This window comes from Nocardia sp. NPDC004151, from assembly GCF_042874235.1.
Taxonomy (GTDB): Bacteria; Actinomycetota; Actinomycetes; order Mycobacteriales; family Mycobacteriaceae; genus Nocardia.
Genome location: NZ_JBIAMR010000005.1, coordinates 165,382 through 184,364 on the forward strand (window position 1 = coordinate 165,382; position 18,983 = coordinate 184,364).

Annotated in this window: 22 protein-coding genes; 12 read left to right on the top strand and 10 right to left on the bottom strand. The window is 67.8% G+C overall.

Annotated features, from left to right (window positions below; all coding sequences use genetic code 11):
• Entirely contained in the window at window positions 1-2,001 is a 2,001-nt protein-coding gene (locus ACFYTS_RS14140; protein WP_387304158.1) for an aconitate hydratase, read from the bottom strand.
• A gap of 9 nt (window positions 2,002-2,010) precedes the next feature.
• On the bottom strand, window positions 2,011-2,301 hold the full coding sequence (locus ACFYTS_RS14145) for a hypothetical protein (RefSeq protein ID WP_357277755.1): 291 nt from the start codon (window positions 2,299-2,301) through the stop codon (window positions 2,011-2,013).
• A 434-nt stretch (window positions 2,302-2,735) separates the two neighbouring features.
• On the opposite strand from ACFYTS_RS14145, the gene ACFYTS_RS14150 reads away from it, so the two are divergent.
• Complete coding sequence (locus tag ACFYTS_RS14150) at window positions 2,736-3,539, top strand: hypothetical protein (protein WP_387304161.1); 804 nt, start codon at window positions 2,736-2,738, stop codon at window positions 3,537-3,539.
• A gap of 157 nt (window positions 3,540-3,696) precedes the next feature.
• Window positions 3,697-3,909, top strand: coding sequence for a hypothetical protein (locus ACFYTS_RS14155; RefSeq protein ID WP_357277751.1), 213 nt, complete (start codon window positions 3,697-3,699; stop codon window positions 3,907-3,909).
• A gap of 22 nt (window positions 3,910-3,931) precedes the next feature.
• Here ACFYTS_RS14155 and ACFYTS_RS14160 read toward each other — a convergent pair whose 3' ends face one another.
• From ACFYTS_RS14160 to ACFYTS_RS14175, 4 genes are all read right to left on the bottom strand, one after another.
• Window positions 3,932-4,690: a lytic transglycosylase domain-containing protein gene (locus ACFYTS_RS14160; protein ID WP_387304163.1), complete on the bottom strand. Its 759-nt coding sequence runs from the start codon at window positions 4,688-4,690 to the stop codon at window positions 3,932-3,934.
• A 5-nt stretch (window positions 4,691-4,695) separates the two neighbouring features.
• Window positions 4,696-5,655 (bottom strand): hypothetical protein, encoded by a 960-nt coding sequence (locus ACFYTS_RS14165; RefSeq protein ID WP_387304166.1) that lies wholly within the window; start codon window positions 5,653-5,655, stop codon window positions 4,696-4,698.
• 267 nt (window positions 5,656-5,922) lie between these two features.
• The gene (locus ACFYTS_RS14170) at window positions 5,923-6,195 is read right to left on the bottom strand and encodes a hypothetical protein (RefSeq protein ID WP_357277744.1); all 273 of its coding nucleotides are present in this window, start codon (window positions 6,193-6,195) and stop codon (window positions 5,923-5,925) included.
• A 178-nt stretch (window positions 6,196-6,373) separates the two neighbouring features.
• Complete coding sequence (locus ACFYTS_RS14175) at window positions 6,374-6,997, bottom strand: carbonic anhydrase (RefSeq protein ID WP_357277742.1); 624 nt, start codon at window positions 6,995-6,997, stop codon at window positions 6,374-6,376.
• Window positions 6,998-7,126: 129 nt separating this feature from the next.
• On the opposite strand from ACFYTS_RS14175, the gene ACFYTS_RS14180 reads away from it, so the two are divergent.
• Window positions 7,127-8,455, top strand: coding sequence for a cryptochrome/photolyase family protein (locus ACFYTS_RS14180; RefSeq protein WP_387304169.1), 1,329 nt, complete (start codon window positions 7,127-7,129; stop codon window positions 8,453-8,455).
• 27 nt (window positions 8,456-8,482) lie between these two features.
• Here the strand turns inward: ACFYTS_RS14180 and ACFYTS_RS14185 are convergent, their stop codons facing one another.
• Window positions 8,483-9,151, bottom strand: a complete 669-nt coding sequence (locus ACFYTS_RS14185; protein ID WP_387304172.1) for a PAS and ANTAR domain-containing protein — start codon at window positions 9,149-9,151, stop codon at window positions 8,483-8,485.
• A 189-nt stretch (window positions 9,152-9,340) separates the two neighbouring features.
• On the opposite strand from ACFYTS_RS14185, the gene ACFYTS_RS14190 reads away from it, so the two are divergent.
• The 6 genes from ACFYTS_RS14190 to ACFYTS_RS14215 all read left to right on the top strand — a co-directional run bounded on the left by ACFYTS_RS14190 (window position 9,341) and on the right by ACFYTS_RS14215 (window position 15,883).
• Complete coding sequence (locus tag ACFYTS_RS14190; protein ID WP_387304174.1) at window positions 9,341-9,586, top strand: CsbD family protein; 246 nt, start codon at window positions 9,341-9,343, stop codon at window positions 9,584-9,586.
• A gap of 218 nt (window positions 9,587-9,804) precedes the next feature.
• Window positions 9,805-10,005, top strand: a complete 201-nt coding sequence (locus ACFYTS_RS14195; protein WP_387304177.1) for a hypothetical protein — start codon at window positions 9,805-9,807, stop codon at window positions 10,003-10,005.
• Window positions 10,002-10,466 carry a DUF6328 family protein gene (locus ACFYTS_RS14200; RefSeq protein ID WP_387304180.1) on the top strand — a complete coding sequence of 155 codons (465 nt, stop codon included), beginning with the start codon at window positions 10,002-10,004 and terminating at the stop codon, window positions 10,464-10,466. Before ACFYTS_RS14195 ends, ACFYTS_RS14200 begins: the two co-directional genes overlap by 4 nt.
• 30 nt (window positions 10,467-10,496) lie before the next feature.
• Window positions 10,497-11,615: a glycoside hydrolase family 15 protein gene (locus tag ACFYTS_RS14205; RefSeq protein WP_387304183.1), complete on the top strand. Its 1,119-nt coding sequence runs from the start codon at window positions 10,497-10,499 to the stop codon at window positions 11,613-11,615.
• A 164-nt stretch (window positions 11,616-11,779) separates the two neighbouring features.
• Window positions 11,780-13,672 (top strand): potassium transporter Kup, encoded by a 1,893-nt coding sequence (locus ACFYTS_RS14210; RefSeq protein ID WP_387304623.1) that lies wholly within the window; start codon window positions 11,780-11,782, stop codon window positions 13,670-13,672.
• Window positions 13,673-13,786: 114 nt separating this feature from the next.
• The gene (locus ACFYTS_RS14215; protein WP_387304185.1) at window positions 13,787-15,883 is read left to right on the top strand and encodes a catalase; all 2,097 of its coding nucleotides are present in this window, start codon (window positions 13,787-13,789) and stop codon (window positions 15,881-15,883) included.
• Window positions 15,884-15,907: 24 nt separating this feature from the next.
• Here ACFYTS_RS14215 and ACFYTS_RS14220 read toward each other — a convergent pair whose 3' ends face one another.
• Together ACFYTS_RS14220 and ACFYTS_RS14225 are read right to left on the bottom strand one after the other, a co-directional pair.
• A complete protein-coding gene (locus ACFYTS_RS14220) occupies window positions 15,908-16,231 on the bottom strand; it encodes a hypothetical protein (protein WP_387304186.1) in 324 nt (107 codons plus the stop codon).
• A gap of 206 nt (window positions 16,232-16,437) precedes the next feature.
• On the bottom strand, window positions 16,438-16,593 hold the full coding sequence (locus ACFYTS_RS14225; protein WP_387304188.1) for a hypothetical protein: 156 nt from the start codon (window positions 16,591-16,593) through the stop codon (window positions 16,438-16,440).
• A gap of 318 nt (window positions 16,594-16,911) precedes the next feature.
• On the opposite strand from ACFYTS_RS14225, the gene ACFYTS_RS14230 reads away from it, so the two are divergent.
• Both ACFYTS_RS14230 and ACFYTS_RS14235 read left to right on the top strand, forming a co-directional pair.
• On the top strand, window positions 16,912-17,478 hold the full coding sequence (locus ACFYTS_RS14230; protein ID WP_387304190.1) for a type 1 glutamine amidotransferase domain-containing protein: 567 nt from the start codon (window positions 16,912-16,914) through the stop codon (window positions 17,476-17,478).
• An 84-nt stretch (window positions 17,479-17,562) separates the two neighbouring features.
• On the top strand, window positions 17,563-17,949 hold the full coding sequence (locus ACFYTS_RS14235; RefSeq protein WP_387304192.1) for a hypothetical protein: 387 nt from the start codon (window positions 17,563-17,565) through the stop codon (window positions 17,947-17,949).
• A gap of 5 nt (window positions 17,950-17,954) precedes the next feature.
• On the opposite strand, the gene ACFYTS_RS14240 is transcribed toward ACFYTS_RS14235, so the two are convergent.
• Window positions 17,955-18,404: an STAS domain-containing protein gene (locus ACFYTS_RS14240; RefSeq protein ID WP_387304194.1), complete on the bottom strand. Its 450-nt coding sequence runs from the start codon at window positions 18,402-18,404 to the stop codon at window positions 17,955-17,957.
• Window positions 18,405-18,767: 363 nt separating this feature from the next.
• On the opposite strand from ACFYTS_RS14240, the gene ACFYTS_RS14245 reads away from it, so the two are divergent.
• Window positions 18,768-18,938 (top strand): hypothetical protein, encoded by a 171-nt coding sequence (locus ACFYTS_RS14245; protein ID WP_357277676.1) that lies wholly within the window; start codon window positions 18,768-18,770, stop codon window positions 18,936-18,938.
• Window positions 18,939-18,983 lie beyond the last annotated feature (45 nt).

The following is an 18,983-nucleotide window of genomic DNA, read 5'->3' on the forward strand; positions in this document are numbered from 1 at the left end:
TCAGCAGGCGCTGATGTCGTCGCTGTTCCCGGCGTCCTCGTCCTCAAACGTGAGGCCGCGCGCCGCCAGCCGGGGGATGAGGCCTCCGGCCAGGACGTCTCGCACCTGACGTGGCGAAAGCCGGTGTCGCACGGTGAAAGTGGATTCCTTGCTCATATCGAGCACCTCGAGCGTGGTGACGCGGGCGATGGCGTGCAGATCGAGCAGTCCCAGCACGTCATCGCGGTCGATGCGGTCGTAATCGGCGGGATCCTCGAATTCGAGGGCCAGGACGCCGAAGTTGGCCAGGTTCTGCCAATGGATACGGGCGAAGGATTTGGCGATGACCACCCGCAGACCGAGGTAGCGGGGCGTGATCGCCGCGTGCTCGCGCGAGGACCCCTGACCGTAGTTCTCGCCCGCGACGACGAAGTGTCCGGTATCGGAAACCCGCTGCGCCCGTTCGGGATAGGTCTCGTCGATCGGGGTGAAGGCGAACATCGCCAGCTTGGGAATATTGGATCGGTACGGCAGGGCGCGGGCTCCGGCGGGGGAGATCGCGTCGGTGGAGATATCATCGCCGAGCTTCAACAGCACCGGCCCGACGATCCGATCCGGCAGCGGCGTCAGCTCGGGCAGGCTGGAGATATTGGGCCCCTTCACCGGCCGCACCAGCCGTGCCCGCTCCGGCTCGAGCGGGGGAACCAGCATCGCCGTATTGACCGAGGCCCGTACGGGCAGTTCGAGTTTCGGGTAGTCCATGCCGACCGTGCGCGCCCACTCCCGCGGATCGGTGATCACGCCGGTGAGCGCGGAAGCGGCCGCCGTCTCGGGCGAGCACAGCCAGACCGAGTCCTCCCTGGTGCCCGAGCGGCCCGGGAAGTTGCGCGGCATGGTCCGCAGCGAATTGCGGCCGGCGGCGGGGGCCTGGCCCATGCCGATACACCCCAGGCACCCGGCCTGGTGGATGCGCGCACCCGCCTCGACCAGGTCGGTGACCGCACCCATCCGGGTCAGATCCGTGAGGATCTCCCGCGACGTGGGGTTCACGTCGAGACTCACCTGCGGAACGGTCTGCCGTCCGGCCACCATGGCCGCCGCCATGGCGAAATCACGCAGGCCCGGATTGGCGCTGGACCCGATCACCGCCTGTGCGATCGCGGTGCCCGCCACCTCGCGCACCGGCACCACCGCGCCCGGCGACGATGGTTTCGCGATGAGGGGTTCGAGCGTGGACAGGTCGATGGTCTCCTCGATGTCGTACTCGGCGCCGGGGCCGGCGGCCAGCTCGACCCAGTCGCCCTCACGGCCCTCCGCGCGCAGGAACGCGCGGACGGCCTCGTCGCTCGGGAAAACCGTGGTCGTGGCGCCGAGTTCGGCGCCCATGTTCGCGATCACATGCCGGTCCATCGCGGACAGTCCCGCCAGGCCCGGCCCGTGGTATTCGATGATGCGCTCGATCCCGCCGCTGACGCCGTGGCGGCGCAGCATTTCCAGGATCACGTCCTTGGCCGAACACCACTGCGGCAGTTCGCCTTCGAGTCGAACGCCCCAGATCTTCGGCATCCGCAGGTGCAGCGGCTGACCCGAGATGGCCAGCGCCACTTCCAATCCGCCCACGCCGATGGCGAGCATGCCCAGCGAACCCGCCGCCGGCGTGTGCGAATCGGATCCGGCGAGCGTCTTGCCCGGGACCCCGAAACGCTGCATATGGGTGGGGTGGGAGACGCCGTTTCCCGCCTTGGAGAACCACAGGCCGAAGCGCTGGGCGGCCGTGCGGAGATACTCGTGGTCCTCGGCGTTCTTCTCGTCGGTCTGCAACAGATTGTGGTCGACGTACTGGACACTCACCTCGGTGCGTGAGCGATCGAGGGCCAAGGCCTCGAGCTCCTGCATCACCACGGTGCCGGTGGCGTCCTGGGTCAGCGTCTGATCGATCCGAATCGCGATCTCGGTGCCCGGCGTCATCGCACCCGCCACCAGATGCGAGGCGATCAGTGTGCGCGCCAGATTGCCGGACATGGCGATCGATCAGCTGTTGGCGGCCTGGGGTCCGACGACGAAGGTGGCATTGCCCGTGGCGTCCAGGCCCGCGTCGAGGATCTTGTCATCGAAGAACTCCGCGGACCGGCGGTCCATGTAGACCCGCGCGCCCTCCGCGGTCAATACCTCGTCATCCTCGGACGGCCCCTCCGCGACCGCGAGCCGAAAGCTTTCGGCGTCATCCGGCGTGGTGATCCGTAGTCCGGCGTCGCGCGGGGCGCCTTCCCCGGACGTGATACCGCGTACCGCCTCGACGGCAGTGGGGGTGAGCATCAGCATAAGGTCTTCCTTCCGCTGTCGTGAGCGCCGGACGGACTGCCGGCAGTCGGTCGAGTAACCCGATATGCGGGACCGAAACGTGCGAGCGGTGGCAGCGGATCAGGAATCGGCGCCGGCGGCACGGGCGGTGGATGCGGATCAGGTGGCCGGGGGATCGGCGGGCCCGGTGAGGGCAGGGGTGCCGGCGGCTCGGGCTCGGGGATGGGTTCCCCCGGCTCCAACGGTGGGACCGGTTCCGGCGGTCGCACCGGAGGAGCCGGGGCACCGTCCGACTCGATACCGGATCGGACGCTCTGGGGTTCCATACCGCACGCTTACCCCGACAATCGCGATGTATTCGGTTCCGGGCATGGTCGTGGAGATGATGGCGATCATGGATGATTCGTCCGATAATCCGACCAAGCGCCCATTTTCGGCAGGAGGCCGGTGCGGACATGACCACGAAAATTTCTCGGCGCCGCACCGTCCTCGCGATGGTCGTGATCCCGGCGGCGGCCGGGCTGGTGGGCTGTTCCGGCGGGGGTGGGCCCGCCGCCACCACGACGGCCGCGCCGGGCCGTGCGTCCACGACCGCCGCTCCGGGCAGTTCCGCACCGGGGACCTCGGGGCCGGCCGCCACGACGACACCCGCGGCCGCGGAGTTCCCGTATCAACCGCTGTGGCCGTTCCGCGACAGCGCCGAAGCCGCGGCCTGGCAGCGGGACGCCGGGTCCGGGCATCAACCCTGGCATCTCGATCCCGCCGCCACCGCGCAGTCCTTCACCCAGCACTACCTCGGGTTCTCGAGCGTGGACAAGATCGTGAAGGTGGCCACCGACGGGGACCAGTCGCGGGTCAGCGTCGGTTTCGACAATCCGAACGGTGTGCCTGTCATAGCGGCCGTCGTGCATCTGGCCCGGATGGGGCACGGTGACACCGCGCCGTGGGAGGTCGTCGGCACCGACGACACCACCCTCCATCTGACCACGCCGCGCTACGGCAGCACGGTCTCGTCGCCGGTGGCCGTGGGCGGCACCATTACCGGTGTGGACGAGAGCATTCGGGTCCGGATCCTGCGCTCGGATCGGGATCAGCCCGTCGGTGGATCCGCTCCGATTCCCGCGGGCGGTACCGGATCGCCCTGGAGTGCGACGGTGTCCGTTTCGGATGCCTGTCCGGCCACGCTCACCATCGTCGCGGCGACCGGGGGACACGTCGCCGACGTCGAACGGTTCGCCATCACAGGCGTTCGCTGCTGAGTCGCTACGAAATTTGCTGTCGGAGAACTGGACTCACGGAACTATTCGGGCGGCGATGTGCCACCGGGCCGACTTTGCGTGCCTAAGTTGATCTTTCGCGCCACATTCTCGAGGCGGGTGCATCAGAATTGGTGGTCCCTCTTCGAAAGGTTGACTCGTGCCCAAGCACTTGATCACGGTGGCGGCGATAGCGATGGTGGCGGCGGCGATCACGGGATGCGGCGATCACCGCAGCACCCCACTGGTCCCGCCGTCACCGACCAGCGCGGTACCCGTCCTCGGCGGTGGTCGCCTGCCGGATGTGATCGACATGCCCACGACGACCCCGTCCTCGAACGGCCGGACCACTACCACCGCCAAGGCCGGCTGACGGTTCCGTTCCGGTCGCTCGGCTACTTCTGGTAGCCGAGCGCGGTGCTGCGCACTTGATCGACGTACACGGCGGAGTGGTTGTACGCCAGGATGGCCTGCCGCCAGCCGTGAGCCGTGGCCAGATCGCCGCCCGCCGCGCACAGGTAACGACCGGCCGCGAGGGCCGCGTCGTCGATATTGTCCGGACTGCCCGAAAGGTCGCCGGTGGCAGCCGGTTTGCCGGCCTTCAGCATGGGGGCGAGGGTGTTGTAGCCGGCGGCCGCGTGGACGCCCCAGCGGTTCCAGGTGTCGGGGATGAACTGGAACGGGCCCATCGCGCGCGCGTACACCGTATGACCGGCTCGGGTGGTGGCATGGAGGTCGGTGATCCGCGCATTGCCCCCGGTGCCGTCCAACGCGATCCCTCGGATCGGTGGGCGCACCGATCCGTCGGTGGCGATGGTCGCGCCGCCGAAACGGGCGTGATTGCTTTCCACACGGGCGATACCGGCCAGCGTCACCCAGCCGAGATGGCAACCGGGCTGGGCCTTCGACATGACCACTGTCGCATAGCCGTACGCCTGCAGGGCTCGCATCGGGATGCCGCTCGTTTCGGAACGCGCACGCGCCCACTCGCGGAGCTGGTCGAGCGGCGACTCGGCCGCGTCGAGGCGAATCGCCGGGATCGACTCGGTCGCGCGCGGCGGCAGCGGATCGGGAGTTCCGTCGGAGGCGTCGCAGCCCGCGAGGATCGCGGCGGCCGCGGCCACCAGCAGCGCCGGACGCGCTTTCATCGCCATCAGTGCTACTTGGCCGGGACGGGCTTGGGCGTGGTCGGAGCCACCATGGTGGTCGTCGGCGTCGGCCGGTGCGTCGTGGTCGGCGGTTGCGCGACCGTCGGACGCGCCGAGGACGGAACCGGCTTGGGCGCGGTCGTTTTGGTGACCGTGGTCGACGTCGGGGTGTGGCGCGGTGTCGTCGGCTTGCCGGACGGGGTGGTCGTGCGGACCGTGGTAGGGGTGGTCGTCGTCCCCTTGGCGGGTGTCGGGGTGTGTGCGACCGTGGTGGTCGTCGTCGCAGGAACCGGGGTGGTGGTTGTCGCCGCGGTAGCGGGGACCGGGGTCGCGGTGGTGGTTGTCGCTACGGTGGCAGGGACCGGGGTCGCGGTGGTGGTTGTCGCCGCGGCGGCGGGGACCGGCGCGGTCGTGGTGGTTGTCGTTGCCGCGACGGGGACCCGCGACGCCGGGTCTGTGGTCGTGGTGGTCGGCGAAGGGATCGCGGTCACCGTGGTGAGGCCGGGCGTCAGCGTCGTGACGACGTCGGTCGGCGGGGAGACCTGCGCCGAAATGCCCAGACTCGCACTCACATTCACGTTGATGGTCGGACCCGGCGACGGGCTCGTGGTCGGAGTGTCGATCGTCGTCGTGACCGGCGTGCTGGTTGCGGGGTCGGTGGTGTCGGGGCTCGGCGTCTCGGTCCCGGGCACGTCTCCGCTGTCGGGGGTGTCCGCCACCGGCATGTCGTCCGGCACGGTCCCGTCCTCGGGCGTCTCGGTCACGTCCGCGAGCTCGGTGACCGGCCCGAGCTCGGTGGCCGGGTCCGCCTCGGTGGAGGTATCGGAGACCTTCGACGACGCCACGACCGTGCCCGCCCGTTCGTTCTGCGGCGTATCCGCCGTGATCGCGACCCCGCCGACCGCGAGCGCGATCAACGCCATGGTGGCCGCTGTATTGGGCAGATACCGGCGCGCGTCGCGCATCGTCACCACGAATCCTCCTGGAACATCACCGACCCGGCCGCTGCCAGGACCGGCATATCCTGGAGGCGCCTCGTAGCGCCGAACCCAATGTTCCGGAGCTACAGGATGTTCCACGGGTGAACAGATCGACACACTCGAATGATCAGGTGCGCGAATGCATCTGAATTACGCCTGTTCCACCTTGATCCACCAGGTCTTCGCCTCTGAACGATCGAGCCGTGGGAATCGATGCGTGAGCGAAAACCGTGGTGGATTGGGCGCTCTGGGGAATCGCTACCCGGAGGTCGCGTTGTCGCCCTCGCGGGCGGCGGCCACGGCGGCCTGGTGGGCGGCCTCGGCGAGTTCCTTGGAGTCGGCGGGGACGGGGCTGCCCGCCACCGTGTACCACTCGCGGATTTCCTTGTGTTGCACCGTGACCAGTGCGAGATTGTCGGTGTCGGACCAGAAGGTGCGGAGGGTGATCTCACCGTCGAGGGTGCCGGCTTCCTCGGTGCGGATGCCGCCGGGGCCGGTTGTCACGGTGGTGGTCCAGTCGAGCTTTGTCATTGTTGAGCCCTGCTGTACAGGTGTCGGCTATCGCGGGAGAGTGTACGCAGAAAAAGGCGGTGCTAATCCGGAAATCGAATGCGGAATAGCGCCGCCTGTTTCCTGCGGTGATTACGGCGAAAGCCTCAGGACCCGTTGTTATTTCAATGCGGAATTGTCGATTTCCGCACGGCCGAACTCAGGGCTGTTCGCCGATATTGCCGATGACCTGGTTGAGGTGGGCGCGGCCGTCGCTGAGCTGGTAGGTGACGCCGGCGATGGCCAGGCGGCCCGCGTCGACGGCCTGCGAGATGATCTGCGAGCGCTCCATGAGAACCCGCGCGGTCTCGGCGACGTGGCGGGCCTCGAGCTCGTCGACGGTGCTCAGGCCCTCGCGGCGGCCCAGCAGGATCGACGGGGTGACGCGCTCGACGAGGCTGCGGATGAACCCGCCGGGCACCGCGCCGCCGTCCAGCGCGTCGAGGGTGGCCTTCACCGCGCCGCAGCTGTCGTGGCCGAGCACCACGATCAGCGGCACGTTGAGGACCTGCACGCCGTACTCGATGGAACCCAGCACCGAGGAGTCGATGACGTGGCCCGCGGTCCGGACCACGAACATGTCGCCGAGGCCCTGGTCGAAAATGATCTCGGCGGCCACCCGGGAGTCACCACAGCCGAACAGGATGGCGGTGGGGTGCTGGCCGGCGACCAGCTCTTCGCGGTGACCGGCGCCCTGCGAGGGGTGGACCTGACTGCCGGACACGAAGCGCTCGTTGCCGTCGCGGAGCGATTTCCAGGCACTGATCGGATTTGAGTGAGGCATATGTCCGATTCTGCACGCTGATCATGATCCGCGTCGACCGGCCCTGCGTTGCGGGGCGGGCGAGCCGGGCCGCCGGACCGTACTGTCGCTTCGATCAGGCAACCATCGATCAGGAGGCGGGGCGCGGGCATGACGACGTCGATCGTGTTGTTCACCAGGGATCTGCGGGTCCACGACAATCCGGCGCTGGCGGCCGCGTGTCGCGAGGACAAGTCGGTGGTTCCCTTGTTCGTTCTGGACACCGACCTGCTGGCCCGGGTCGGGGACGCGGCGAACCGGCTGCGATTCCTGTGCTCAGCGCTGAGCGAGCTCGACGACGAGCTGGGTGCGCGGGGCGGGCGGCTGGTGGTGCGGCACGGACGGGTGGTCGATGAGGTCGCGCGGGCCGCGCGCGAGGTCGGGGCGGACACGGTGCACCTCGCGGCGGACGGCACCCCGTACAGCCGGAGGCGGGAGGACGCGCTGCGGGAACGGCTTTCGTCGGCCGGATGTGAGCTGCGTGTGCACGGCAGCTCGATCACCGCCGTGGATCCCGGTGCGATCCGGCCGGATACCGGGCGCGGGCATTACGCGATCTTCACGCCGTACTTCAACCGTTGGCTGGAGACGCCGCTGCGTCGCCCGGTGCCGCCGCCGGTCACCGTGACGGTCCCCGAGGTGGAGAGCGATGCGATCCCCGGCGCGGCCGATCTCGACGCGGGTCCCGGGTCGCCGCGGCTGGCGGTCGGTGGCGAGACGACTGGTCGAAAACTGCTCGAGCAGTGGTTGTCCGGCCCGGTCCGCCGCTACGAGGACGAGAAGGACATCCCCGCCGCCGACGGCACCTCCCGACTGTCTCCCTACCTGCATTTCGGCTGCCTGTCCGTCACCGAGATCGTGACTCGCACCCCCGCCACCGACCCGGGCGCCCTCGCCTTCCTCCGTCAGCTCGCCTGGCGCGACTTCTATCACCAGGTCCTGGCCGACGAACCCCGCGTCGCCGTGGCCGACTACAAGACCACCTCGGCCGAGCCCTGGCGGTCCGATCCCCGTGGCGTAGCGGCCTGGCAGGCCGGGCGGACCGGTTACCCCATGGTCGACGCGGGCATGCGGCAACTGCTCGCCGAGGGCTGGATGCCGGGCCGGGCCCGATTGATCGCCGCCAGCTTCCTGGTCAAAACCCTCCGCGTGGACTGGCGCATCGGCGCCGAACACTTCGAACGCTGGCTGGTCGACGGCGATGTCGCCAACAACCGGCTGAACTGGCAGTGGATGGCCGGCACCGGCACCGACACCCGCTCCAGCCGTGTCCTCAACCCCCTCCGCCAGGCCGACCGATTCGACCCCGAGGGCGACTACGTCCGCCGCTGGCTGCCCGAACTCGCCCAGCTGTCCGGCGCCGAGATCCACCGCCCGTGGCGGGCGGGCGTCCTCGCCGCCGACTATCCGCCGCCGATCGTCGAATTCAACGGGATGTGAGCGCGATTCGGCGCGGTGGCGGTGGGTTCATTCGGGGATGCGTTCGTGCATGGTCAGCAGGATGTGGTCGAACGCCGACACGGTGCCGGGCTGCGCGGGCGGAATATTGGGCAGTTCGCGCAGGAGCTGTTCGGCCAGGGCGCGGAGCTTGGTGTTGGTCTCCTGGGACCGCCAGACCAGCAGTTTGAAGGCCTGCTCGTCGTTGATGCGGTACATCCGCATCAGGATGCCCTTGGCCTGCTCGATCACGGCTCGCGCCTCCACCATCTCGGGCATCCGTTCTTCGAGCGCTTCGCGCTGGGCGCTGATCAGAGTGCCTGCCAGATCGATGTAGAACCCCGTGGTGCCGACGGCGCGACCCTGGTCGAGGATGCGGTCGGCGACCACCATGACATGGTGTTCGTTCCCGTGGGTGTCGATGAACCGGTGTCGGCTCGAGAACGGCTCGCCCAATGAGACCGAGCGGGTGATCGCCTCGGCGACCTTGCCGCGATCGTCGGGATGTTTGTGCGCGAGAAGGAGTTCGGTGGTGGGTTCGATCTCGCCGGGCGTATAGCCGTGCATGCGATACAACTCGGCGGACCACTCCCAGCGGCGGGTGGCGAACCAGAACCGGAAGCTACCCGTCCGTGGTCCCGGATACGCGCCCGCGGCCCACACCAGCGATTCCGCGGGAAGTTCGGCCGAAGAGTCCATCACCCGATTATCCGCCTCGCGGTGTTCTCGTGGTGGGGCGATGCGGGTGAGATCAGGATCGCTGCATCGCGGCGTCATGGGGCGGATGCCGGGGGTGCACCGAAACAATTTGGCTGACAGCCCGTTTCGGGTCAGGAACCCCGGGTAGGTCCCGAATGTCCCTGCAATCGATATACGGAGGTATATCCCATGTCAGAGCACGAGAAGAGCGGTCCTCGGGAAGGCGCCGAAGGCGTGGTCGAGGGCGTCAAGGGCGCGGCCAAGGAAGCCGCGGGCAAGGTCTTCGGCAATGAGGGGCTGCGCGAGGAGGGGCGGGCTCAGCAGGACAAGGCCGAGGCCCAGCGCGACGCCGCCAAGCGGGAGGCCCAGGCCGAGAAGGAGCGCGCCCGGGCCGAGGCCGAGGAGCAGCGGCAGCGCGCGCAGCAGCACCGCTGATCCGATTCATACGTAACCACATCGAAATCCCCTGGCTCGCAGCGCAACAGGCCAGGGGATTTCCCCTGTGCGCCCACGCTCGCGGAACGGCGTCGATTGCCCCGTTAGACGGCCGATTGTCGGGGTATTCGCCCGTCAGGAGAAGGTGATGAGAAATGAGAACTTTCACGAATGACCGTCGGGTGTGGCGTGGCCGCCGCCGTACGGGTGCGAGCAGCATGCTGCTGCTGGTGGTCGTGATCTGGCTGATCATCGGAGCGGTGGCCGCCGGGCAACGGCATTATTACGACAGCGCGCCGAGCAACTGCGCGAGCGCCGGAACCATCGCGGTCACGATACTGGCGGGTCCGCTCAACTATCTCGGCATGAACCCGAAGATCGCCGACTGTCATGTCGATGTGCCGCAACCCAGTTCATGAATGACCGGCACGAAACCCCCACCGAACGGCTGGATCGCAATTGGGACAGCCTGATGCAGGAATTGCACGTCGTGCAGACGGGTGTGCAATTGCTGACCGGTTTCCTGCTGACCCTGCCGTTCCAGGCGCGATTCACCATGCTGTCCGGCGTGATGCGGGTGGTCTACCTCGTGGTGGTGGCCGCATCGATCGGCGCCACGATCTGCCTGATCGCGCCGGTCGCCGCGCATCGAATGCTGTTCCGGCGGCACCGGCTCGAGAATGTGGTGACCGCCGCGCATCGTTACGCGATCGTGGGCCTGAGCCTGCTCGGTGTCGCGCTGACCGGGGTGGCCGTACTCATTTTCGACACGGTCGGCGGCACCGGGCCGGGAGTCGTCGCCGGAATTGTTTCCGCCGTACTCTTCGTGGCCATCTGGGTATTGCATCCATGGCACGAGCATCGCGGTAGGAGCGCTTGAACCTGCCATCGCATGTGTCGGGCTCAACTGGTGTTCGCCGCCGCCCACCACGACCATCTGCCTGCCGAATACCGGTCAGCGGTCGGTCTTGCGGTGGAAGCCATTGCCACACATCGTGATCGGCGTGACGCCTGGATCTGGGAGATCGACGACGAGCACTGGGCGCACTCGGGGCTGATCTGCGCCGCCGGGCTGCGGGCGGTCGCCGGGTCGCCGGACACCGGAGCCGACAGCGCCGTCTGCACCGCCTTGGCGGACGCGCTGGTCTCGCGGGTGGCGAAGACGAGTGTGCACCCCACGGGCCGCTGGCAACGGTCGCCGCAGCATCCGGAAGTGGATGCCGCACTGCTCCTGCCGATCATCCGCGGCGCCGTGCCGCTGGGTGATCCGCGAGTCAGGGCCACGGTGTCCGCGGTCGCGCGCGAATTGTCCAGCGACTACTATGTATACCGGTATCGCGACGGCGAGAACCCGCTCGGCGACAACGAGGGTGCTTTTCTGCTGTGCGGCTTCGCGATGGCGATCGCGACGGCCGATCTGTCGCTGCCCGTCACCGCGGCCCGCTACTTCGAACGCAACCGCGCCGCCTGCGGCACACCGGGCCTCTTCGCCGAGGAATTCGATGTCACGCAGCGCCAGCTGCGGGGCAATCTACCGCAGGCGTTCGTCCATGCCTTACTGCTCGAAGCCTCCAATCATCCAGCTCTGCAACGGGAATGGGCGAACCTCGGACCAGGCGACGGTTCAGGCCCGGCCGAGAGCGTGGGCGAGCTGCGCTTTCGACATTCCCGAGCGGCCCTTGATGTTTCGCTGCTTGGCCTCGTTGTACAGCTGGTCCTTGGTCAGGCCCTTGGGTCCGCGCCGACCCGAACGCTCGCCACCACGCTGTTGCGGGGACTTACCCTGCAAGGATGTCCGGCTGGCGGTCTTGGTCTCGCCCGCGCGGGCCCGGTTCTTGTTGACCGTGCGCGCACCGATCTCCCGCGCCCGGGCCGGGCTCTCGCCGCGGTCCTCGGCGGAGTCGCGGACGTGCTCGTACTGACGTTCCTCTTTCTTCGTCCATTCCTGGGGCATGGCACTGCTCCGATGCTGTGTCTCCGCTCTCTGAGCGGGTACGCCGAAGGCATCAGCACTCGGCGAGGAGGGTAGGGACATGACCGCAGTACCCCGAACCGGCGGACCGAACCTATCGATCGGGATCGATCCGGACCACGATCGGGCCAGGTGACGGTATGTCCGAGCGCCAGGAATCGACGGTCTCCGATGACCCGGGGTCGGCCGGGCAGTCCGGTGCGTCGGGCGGACGCGGTTCGATGCGGGACGCGCTCCGGCCGGGTCTGCTGATCGGGGCGGTGGGGGTGGTGTTCGGCGATATCGGGACCAGTCCGATCTACACGCTGCGCACGGTGTTCGACCCCTCGGACCCGCATCCCGTGCCGGTGGAACCCGCCAATGTGTACGGGGTCGTGTCGCTGGTGTTCTGGTCGGTGCTGATCATCGTGACCGTGACCTATGTGCTGCTGGCCATGCGCGCCGACAACGACGGTGAGGGCGGGATCATGGCGCTGATCACGCTGGTGCGGCGCTTCGCCGCGCGCGGCCGCCGACCCGCCGCGATACTGGCCGCTCTCGGAATCTTCGGCGCGGCACTGTTCTTCGGCGACAGCATGATCACTCCCGCCATCTCGGTGCTGTCCGCGGTGGAGGGGATCGAGGTGGTGGAACCGTCTCTGGCCAAGGCGGTCGTGCCGGTCACGGCTCTGATCATCGTGCTGCTGTTCATCTTTCAGCACCTCGGCACCGAGTCGGTGGGCCGGTTGTTCGGGCCGGTGATGGTGACCTGGTTCCTGGCGATCGCGGCATGCGGCATCGGCGGGATCTGCCGGCACCCGGCGATCCTGAAGGCGCTGTGGCCCGGCTACGCGCTCGGCTTCCTCGCCGGGCATTTCGCCGTCGCGTTCTTCGCGCTGGCCGCCATCGTGCTGGCGGTCACCGGCGCGGAGGCGCTGTACGCGGATCTGGGGCACTTCGGCCGCCGATCCATCACCACCGCTTGGCTCGTGCTGGTGCTGCCCGCCTGCGTGCTCAGCTATTTCGGGCAGGCCGCCCTGATCCTCGGGACCCGCGCCCACGTGGCGAGCCCGTTCTTCCTGCTGGTCCCGCAGTGGGGCCGGCTGCCCATGGTCGCCCTCGCCACCGCGGCGACGGTCATCGCGTCGCAGGCGGTGATCACCGGCGCGTACTCGGTGGCCTCCCAGGCCGCGCGCATCGGCTACCTGCCGCGGCTGCGCATCGCGCACACCTCGGACTCGACGCCCGGGCAGATCTACGTGCCGTGGGTCAACTGGCTGCTGCTGGTCGCGGTGCTCACCCTGGTGCTGGCCTTCCGTAGTTCTACCGCCCTGGCCTTCGCCTTCGGTATGGCGGTCACGTGCACGATCACCATCACGACCCTGCTGCTCGGCTACCTCGCCCACGCGAAATGGCAACTGCCGCTGTGGCTCGTCGTGGTGGTCTGGACGCCACTGCTCACGGTGGACCTGCTGTTCGTCGCGGCCAACCTCACCAAACTCCTGCACGGCGCCTGGCTGCCGCTGCTGATCGGCCTGGCAGCCTTCGTGGTCATGACGACCTGGCAGCGCGGGCGCGGCGTGGTGGCCGCCGAACGCGACCGCCTGGAAGGCTCCCTGCGCGAGTTCGTCGACGACCTGTGGCACGACCCCTCACGATTGACGATCGTCGACGGCACCGCCGTCTTCCTCAGCCGCGGCAAGGACACCGTGCCGCTGGCCCTGCGCGCCAATGTCGAACACAACAACGTCCGCCACCGCCACACCGTCATCGCCTCGGTGGAAACCGAACCCGTCCCTCGAATCCCACCGGACGACCGCGTCCGCGTCGACCACCTCGGCTACCGCGACGACGGCATCGTCCACGTCACCGTCCGAGTCGGCTACATGGAAACCCCCGATGTCCACGCCGCCCTGGCCGCCCTCGACACCGACGAGGCCGAAGGCGAACTCGACCTGGACCATGCCTCCTACTTCCTGTCCGAAGTAGAACTCCGCGCCGCCGACAACCCCGCGATGTCCCGTTGGCGCACCAGGCTGTTCATCGCCACCAGCCACCTCTCCGCGGACGTGGCCGACTACTTCCGCCTGCCTCGCCACCGCACGGTGACCCTCGGCGAGCGCATCGAGGTCTGACCGGCCTCCGGCGCGGACATGTCGCGGGCGGGTGTGTGAAACCGCTCGGGTCGGGTAAGCGGGCGATACGCAGACATCCGGGTTTCCGGCCATCGAGCGGAGGAAGGTCGCCATATGGACAGTGAGAGGAACGACAAGCAGCGCCAGCTGGATTCGTATCGCGTCGCGCGAGACAGGGGCTACCTGACCACGCAGCAGGGCGTCCGGGTGGACGGCACCGACGACACGGTGAAGGTGGGCGATCGTGGCCCGGCCCTGCTGGCCGACTTCCACGCCCGCGAGAAGATCACGCACTTCGATCACGAGCGGATTCCCGAACGCGTCGTGCACGCGCGCGGAGCCGGGGCCTACGGGCGCTTCCGGCCGCACACCGGATGGCTGGGCCGGTTCACCACGGCGCGGTTCCTCACCGATCCGACCGTGTTGACGCCGGTGTTCGTGCGGTTCTCCACGGTCGCGGGATCGCGCGGATCCGCCGACACCGTCCGCGACGTGCGCGGTTTCGCGACGAAGTTCTATACCGCGGAGGGCAATTACGATCTGGTCGGCAATAACTTCCCGGTCTTCTTCATCCAGGACGGCATCAAGTTCCCCGACTTCGTGCACGCGGTGAAACCCGAACCCCACAACGAGATCCCGCAGGCCGCCTCGGCCCACGACACCCTCTGGGACTTCGTGGCACTGCAACCGGAGACCCTGCACGCGATCCTGTGGCTCATGTCGGACCGGGCCCTGCCGCGCAGCTATCGGATGATGCAGGGCTTCGGCGTGCACACCTTCCGGCTCGTCGACTCCGACGGGCAGTCGACGTTCGTGAAATTCCACTGGAAACCCAAACTCGGCGTGCACTCACTGCTGTGGGACGAATGCCAGCAGATCGCCGGGCGCGACCCGGACTTCAATCGGCGCGATCTGTGGGACTGCATCGCCGCCGGGCAGTACCCGGAATGGGAGCTCGGGGTGCAGCTGATCCCGGAGCATCGGGAATTCGATTTCGACTTCGATCTGCTGGACGCGACGAAACTGATTCCGGAGGAATACGTTCCGGTGCGACCGGTCGGGACCATGGTGCTCGATCGCAATCCGGACAACTTCTTCGCCGAGACCGAACAGGTCGCCTTCCACACCGCGAACCTGGTGCGCGGCATCGATTTCACCGACGATCCGCTGCTGCAACTGCGCAACTTCTCCTACCTGGACACGCAGCTGATCCGGCTGGGCGGGCCGAATTTCGCGCAGCTGCCGATCAATCGGCCGGTGGCGGACGTGGTCAACCACCAGCAGGACGGCTACGGACAGCACGCCATCCCGCAGGGCGAGGCGGCCTACACCGAGAACACGATCGGGGGCGGCTGCCCGGTCCTGGCCGGGGACGGTGCGTTCCAGCACCATTCCGAGTCGCTGTACGGCGCCACGGCCCGGGCGCGCGGTGCGAAGTTCCGCGAGCACTACGCGCAGCCGCGCATGTTCTGGCGCAGTATGTCCGAACCCGAAGCCGATCACATCGTGGCCGCCTTCGCCTTCGAACTCGGCAAGCTGACCCGGCCCGAGATCCGCGAACGCGTCCTCGAACACCTCGCGCGCATCGACGCCGATCTGGCGGTCCGGGTGGCCGCCGAACTCGGCATGCGGGTTCCGGGTGTGTCGTACAACGGGGAGGTGACCGCGTCCCCGGCGCTGTCGCAGTCGAGCTTGCCCGGGGAGGGCATCGCCACCCGCAAGATCGCCGTGCTGATCGCGGACGGCGTCGACGCCGACGGGCTGGAACGGGTGAGTTCCGCGCTGCGAGCGCGCGGCGCGGTGCTGGAAACCCTGGCGGCCCACGGCGGTGAGGTCGGCGCCGAGGGCGGCGGGACGGTGCCGGTGGATCGTTCGCTGGCGACCGTGTCGTCGGTCCTGTACGACGGTGTCCTGGTCGCGGGTGGTCCGGACGCGGTCGAATCGCTGGGCGGTGACGGTCCCACGGTCCACTTCGTGCTGGAGGCCTACAAGCACGCCAAACCGATCGGCGGATTCGGGGCGGGCGCGGCGCTGCTGCGGACCATCGGACTGAGTCCGATACCGCCCGACGACGGACTCGGCAATGTCGACGGCGTCGTGGTCACCACGGCGTCCGGTCAGGACATCCCGGCGCGATTCGCCGATGCCTTCGCGGAAGTTCTGGCGCGGCACCGGGTCTGGCGACGCGCCACGCGCGCCGTCCCCGCGTGACCTTCCGATCACGAGACTCGGTCGCTACTTCTTCGGGACGAGGATGCCGGTGAGGTCCGCGTCCCGGATCGGGGTGTCCGGATTGCGTTGCGCCTCGCACATCACGGTGATGGCCGCGATGGACGCGTCGACGGTGTCCGGCGCGGCCGACGAGGTCGCCTTCGTGTCCTGTTCGAGGTATTTGCGGACGGTGATCCGCTGCTTCGCCTGGTCCTGCTGGGTGAATTCGCTGCACGGCGTGCTGCCGCCCTTGTTGACGACTTCCTTGGCCTGATCGCATGCCCCCGCGAGGGGAATCAGCAGTGCCGCGGCCAGGACGGTCACGGTGCGAACGGTGTGTCCGGTCATGGGGAACACTTCCTCGTATTTCGGTCACCCTTATGTCGGTTGCCCGGTCCCGTGCGCCCGAAGCAACCGCCCCGATTCGTCGAAACGAACTGTCGGGCAGCTTGTTTCCGTACAGCGATCGCGGAGCGCGACTGTACCGAGTCCCCGGCCCGTGGCAGTGTGGGCCGGGGATTTCGGTTCCGCGACGCGTTTCGGGGATCGTCCGATCACCAGTAGTGCGCGCGGCCGCCGATCGGCCGTCCGGCCGTCCCGAGCAGCCACAGGACTGCGCCGATGAGCAGCAGAATGACACCGATGGTCGTGAGGATGCCGATCCCGAGAACCAACCCCAAGATCAGCAGAATGAGGCCCAGGATGATCATGACTATTCCTTCGTGGAAAGCGGCTATGGCCCTCACGCAGTTCCCGGCGAATCGGACCTCAAACGCTGATCAACTCGCGGGATCACCGGCGTGGTGGAAGCGTCCGATCTTCGTGCGCGCGGATCGGCTCCGCGCGACCGCCGGACGGGTTGAAGCGGCTGCGCGCGGGTATTGCGAACGGTGTCCAGACCAGATGGTCTGGCAGGCATTACTTCCGGACGGCAGTCGCGGTCCGTACCGGCAGCATCGTCGACGGCGACGGTGTCTCGACGGCGAGGTTCGCGCTCGAACCGTGATACCAAGGGAGAGGAGAGATCGGTGTCAGCAGAACTCGATGGTGTTCGCGTCCTGATCGTCACTTCCAATACCGGGGTCGAGCGGGACGAACTGGTCATTCCCCGAGATCAATTACGCGCTCGCGGCGCATTCGTGACTCACGCGGCCGCGGAGGATATCGACGTGCAGACGTTTCGGCACGACCTGATCCCATCCGAACCCGTGCGGCCCGACCTTGCACTGAGTGAGGTGGATCCCGGCTCGTTCGACGGCGTGGTGATCCCCGGCGGCACCGTCAATGCCGACAAACTCCGAACCAACGCCACGGCAAGGGAACTCGTTCGATCGCTGATCGCGGCGGACCGCCCGATCGCGGCCATCTGCCACGGCCCCTGGCTGCTCGTGGAGGCCGCGGTGGTCGCGGGTAAGACGCTGACCTCGTATCACTCGCTGCGCACCGATCTGGTCAACGCCGGGGCGACCTGGGTCGACCAGCCGGTCGTCCGCAGCGACGCCGAAGGCTGGACGCTGATCACCTCCCGCCGACCCGACGACCTCCCCGCCTTCGTCGACGCGATCGCCGCAGAATTCTGCGTACGCACATCCTGACGGTGGTCACATCGCCTATAGCCCGCGGCGGCCGGGGTTTCGCCCACCCGTGATGTCGAAATCGAGCGAAAGAAGGGCACAGCCATGGTCCGTCTGCTCGCGATTCACGACAGCGCCGAGGAAGAAGTGGTGCATCCGGTCGCCAAGCGCGCCAGGTTCGGCGCGGAGGAGATGGTCGACCTCAGCGTCCATCATCCGAATTTCCAGGCCGAGCTCGCCGATTTCGCCGACGCGGTCGCCGATCACGCGGCACACGAGGAGGCGGAGGAATTCGTCCTGTTGCGTCGCCAGTATTCGGCGACCCAGCTCCAGCGCACGGCCGGATCCGTGCGTGCCGCCGAGGCGGTGGCCCCCACCCGGCCCCATCCACACACGGGATCCTCGGCCGCGGCGAACCTGATCGCCGGACCGCCGCCAGCGGTGTTCGACCGCGTACGAGACGCGGTGCGCGACTGGCGAACACACGGCTAGCCAGGTCAGGCCGGGTGCCCCGGCACGAGGTCCTCGACCTCGTCGTAGCGCATGGACGGTGGCTCGGCGCCGCCCGACCGGCAGACATCGAATTCCGATGCCAAACCGACTACTTCCAGCACTCGTGTGACGCAGTACGAGCCGTCGAGACAGAGCGCGCAATGCCGGCGATCGGCGAAATCGCGGGCCGCGATCAAGGCGCCGATCCCGGCTATGCCGAAGAAAGTCACCGCGGTCATGTCGATGACGGTCGATCCGCCGATGCCGACACTGTCGAGCAGTGCCTTCTGAAAGGCGGGGGCGGTCAGGGCATCGATCTCGCCACCGATGGTGCAGACGTTCGTATGGTCCGCGATCGCGGCCGAGGTGGTCATGAGAACAGGGTTCGTTGGACGGTTCATTACCATCACCTGGGTTTCGGGGCGCATTGGAAGAACGCCGTTCGCGGTCAGCACCCTGCATGGCCGCGAGTGACCAGGCTTTTTCATAAACCCTGAACAAATAGTACTCCCGGGGGATGGTGGGGAGCCGGTAACGACCCGGTCACCTATTCGCCGCGATCGGCACCGACCGGTTGAGAAGACGGACCCATTGGTATGCGCTGAGATGTCGGCGCAACACACAACCCCGACGGTTGAGCCGATACGAGGGTCGCGCCCCACGTGTACTACCGCGACGCTGGGGCGAGACCCTCGTCCACCGGAAACCCGTGCACGTGGGGCGATCCCGGATCGGTTCGGCCACGCGGGCCGCGCGCTGCGGCCCGGTTGTTAGCAGTGGGTAAATCCGGGTACGCGGCCGGTAGGAGGTGCGAAAGAATGATTATTCCGCTAGTGGTGCTCCTGCTCGCAGGGATTGTCTTTGCGGCCGGTTTCGCACTGAATGCCTTATGGTGGGTCGCCGCGGCGCTCCTGGTGGTGTTTATCTTCGCGTTCGGCTTCCCCCGTGCCGACGAGGCGGAGGCGCACAGACACTGGTTCCGATGGTGACTACGAAGCAATTCCGACGAGTTCCCATAGGATCGAGCCGATCAC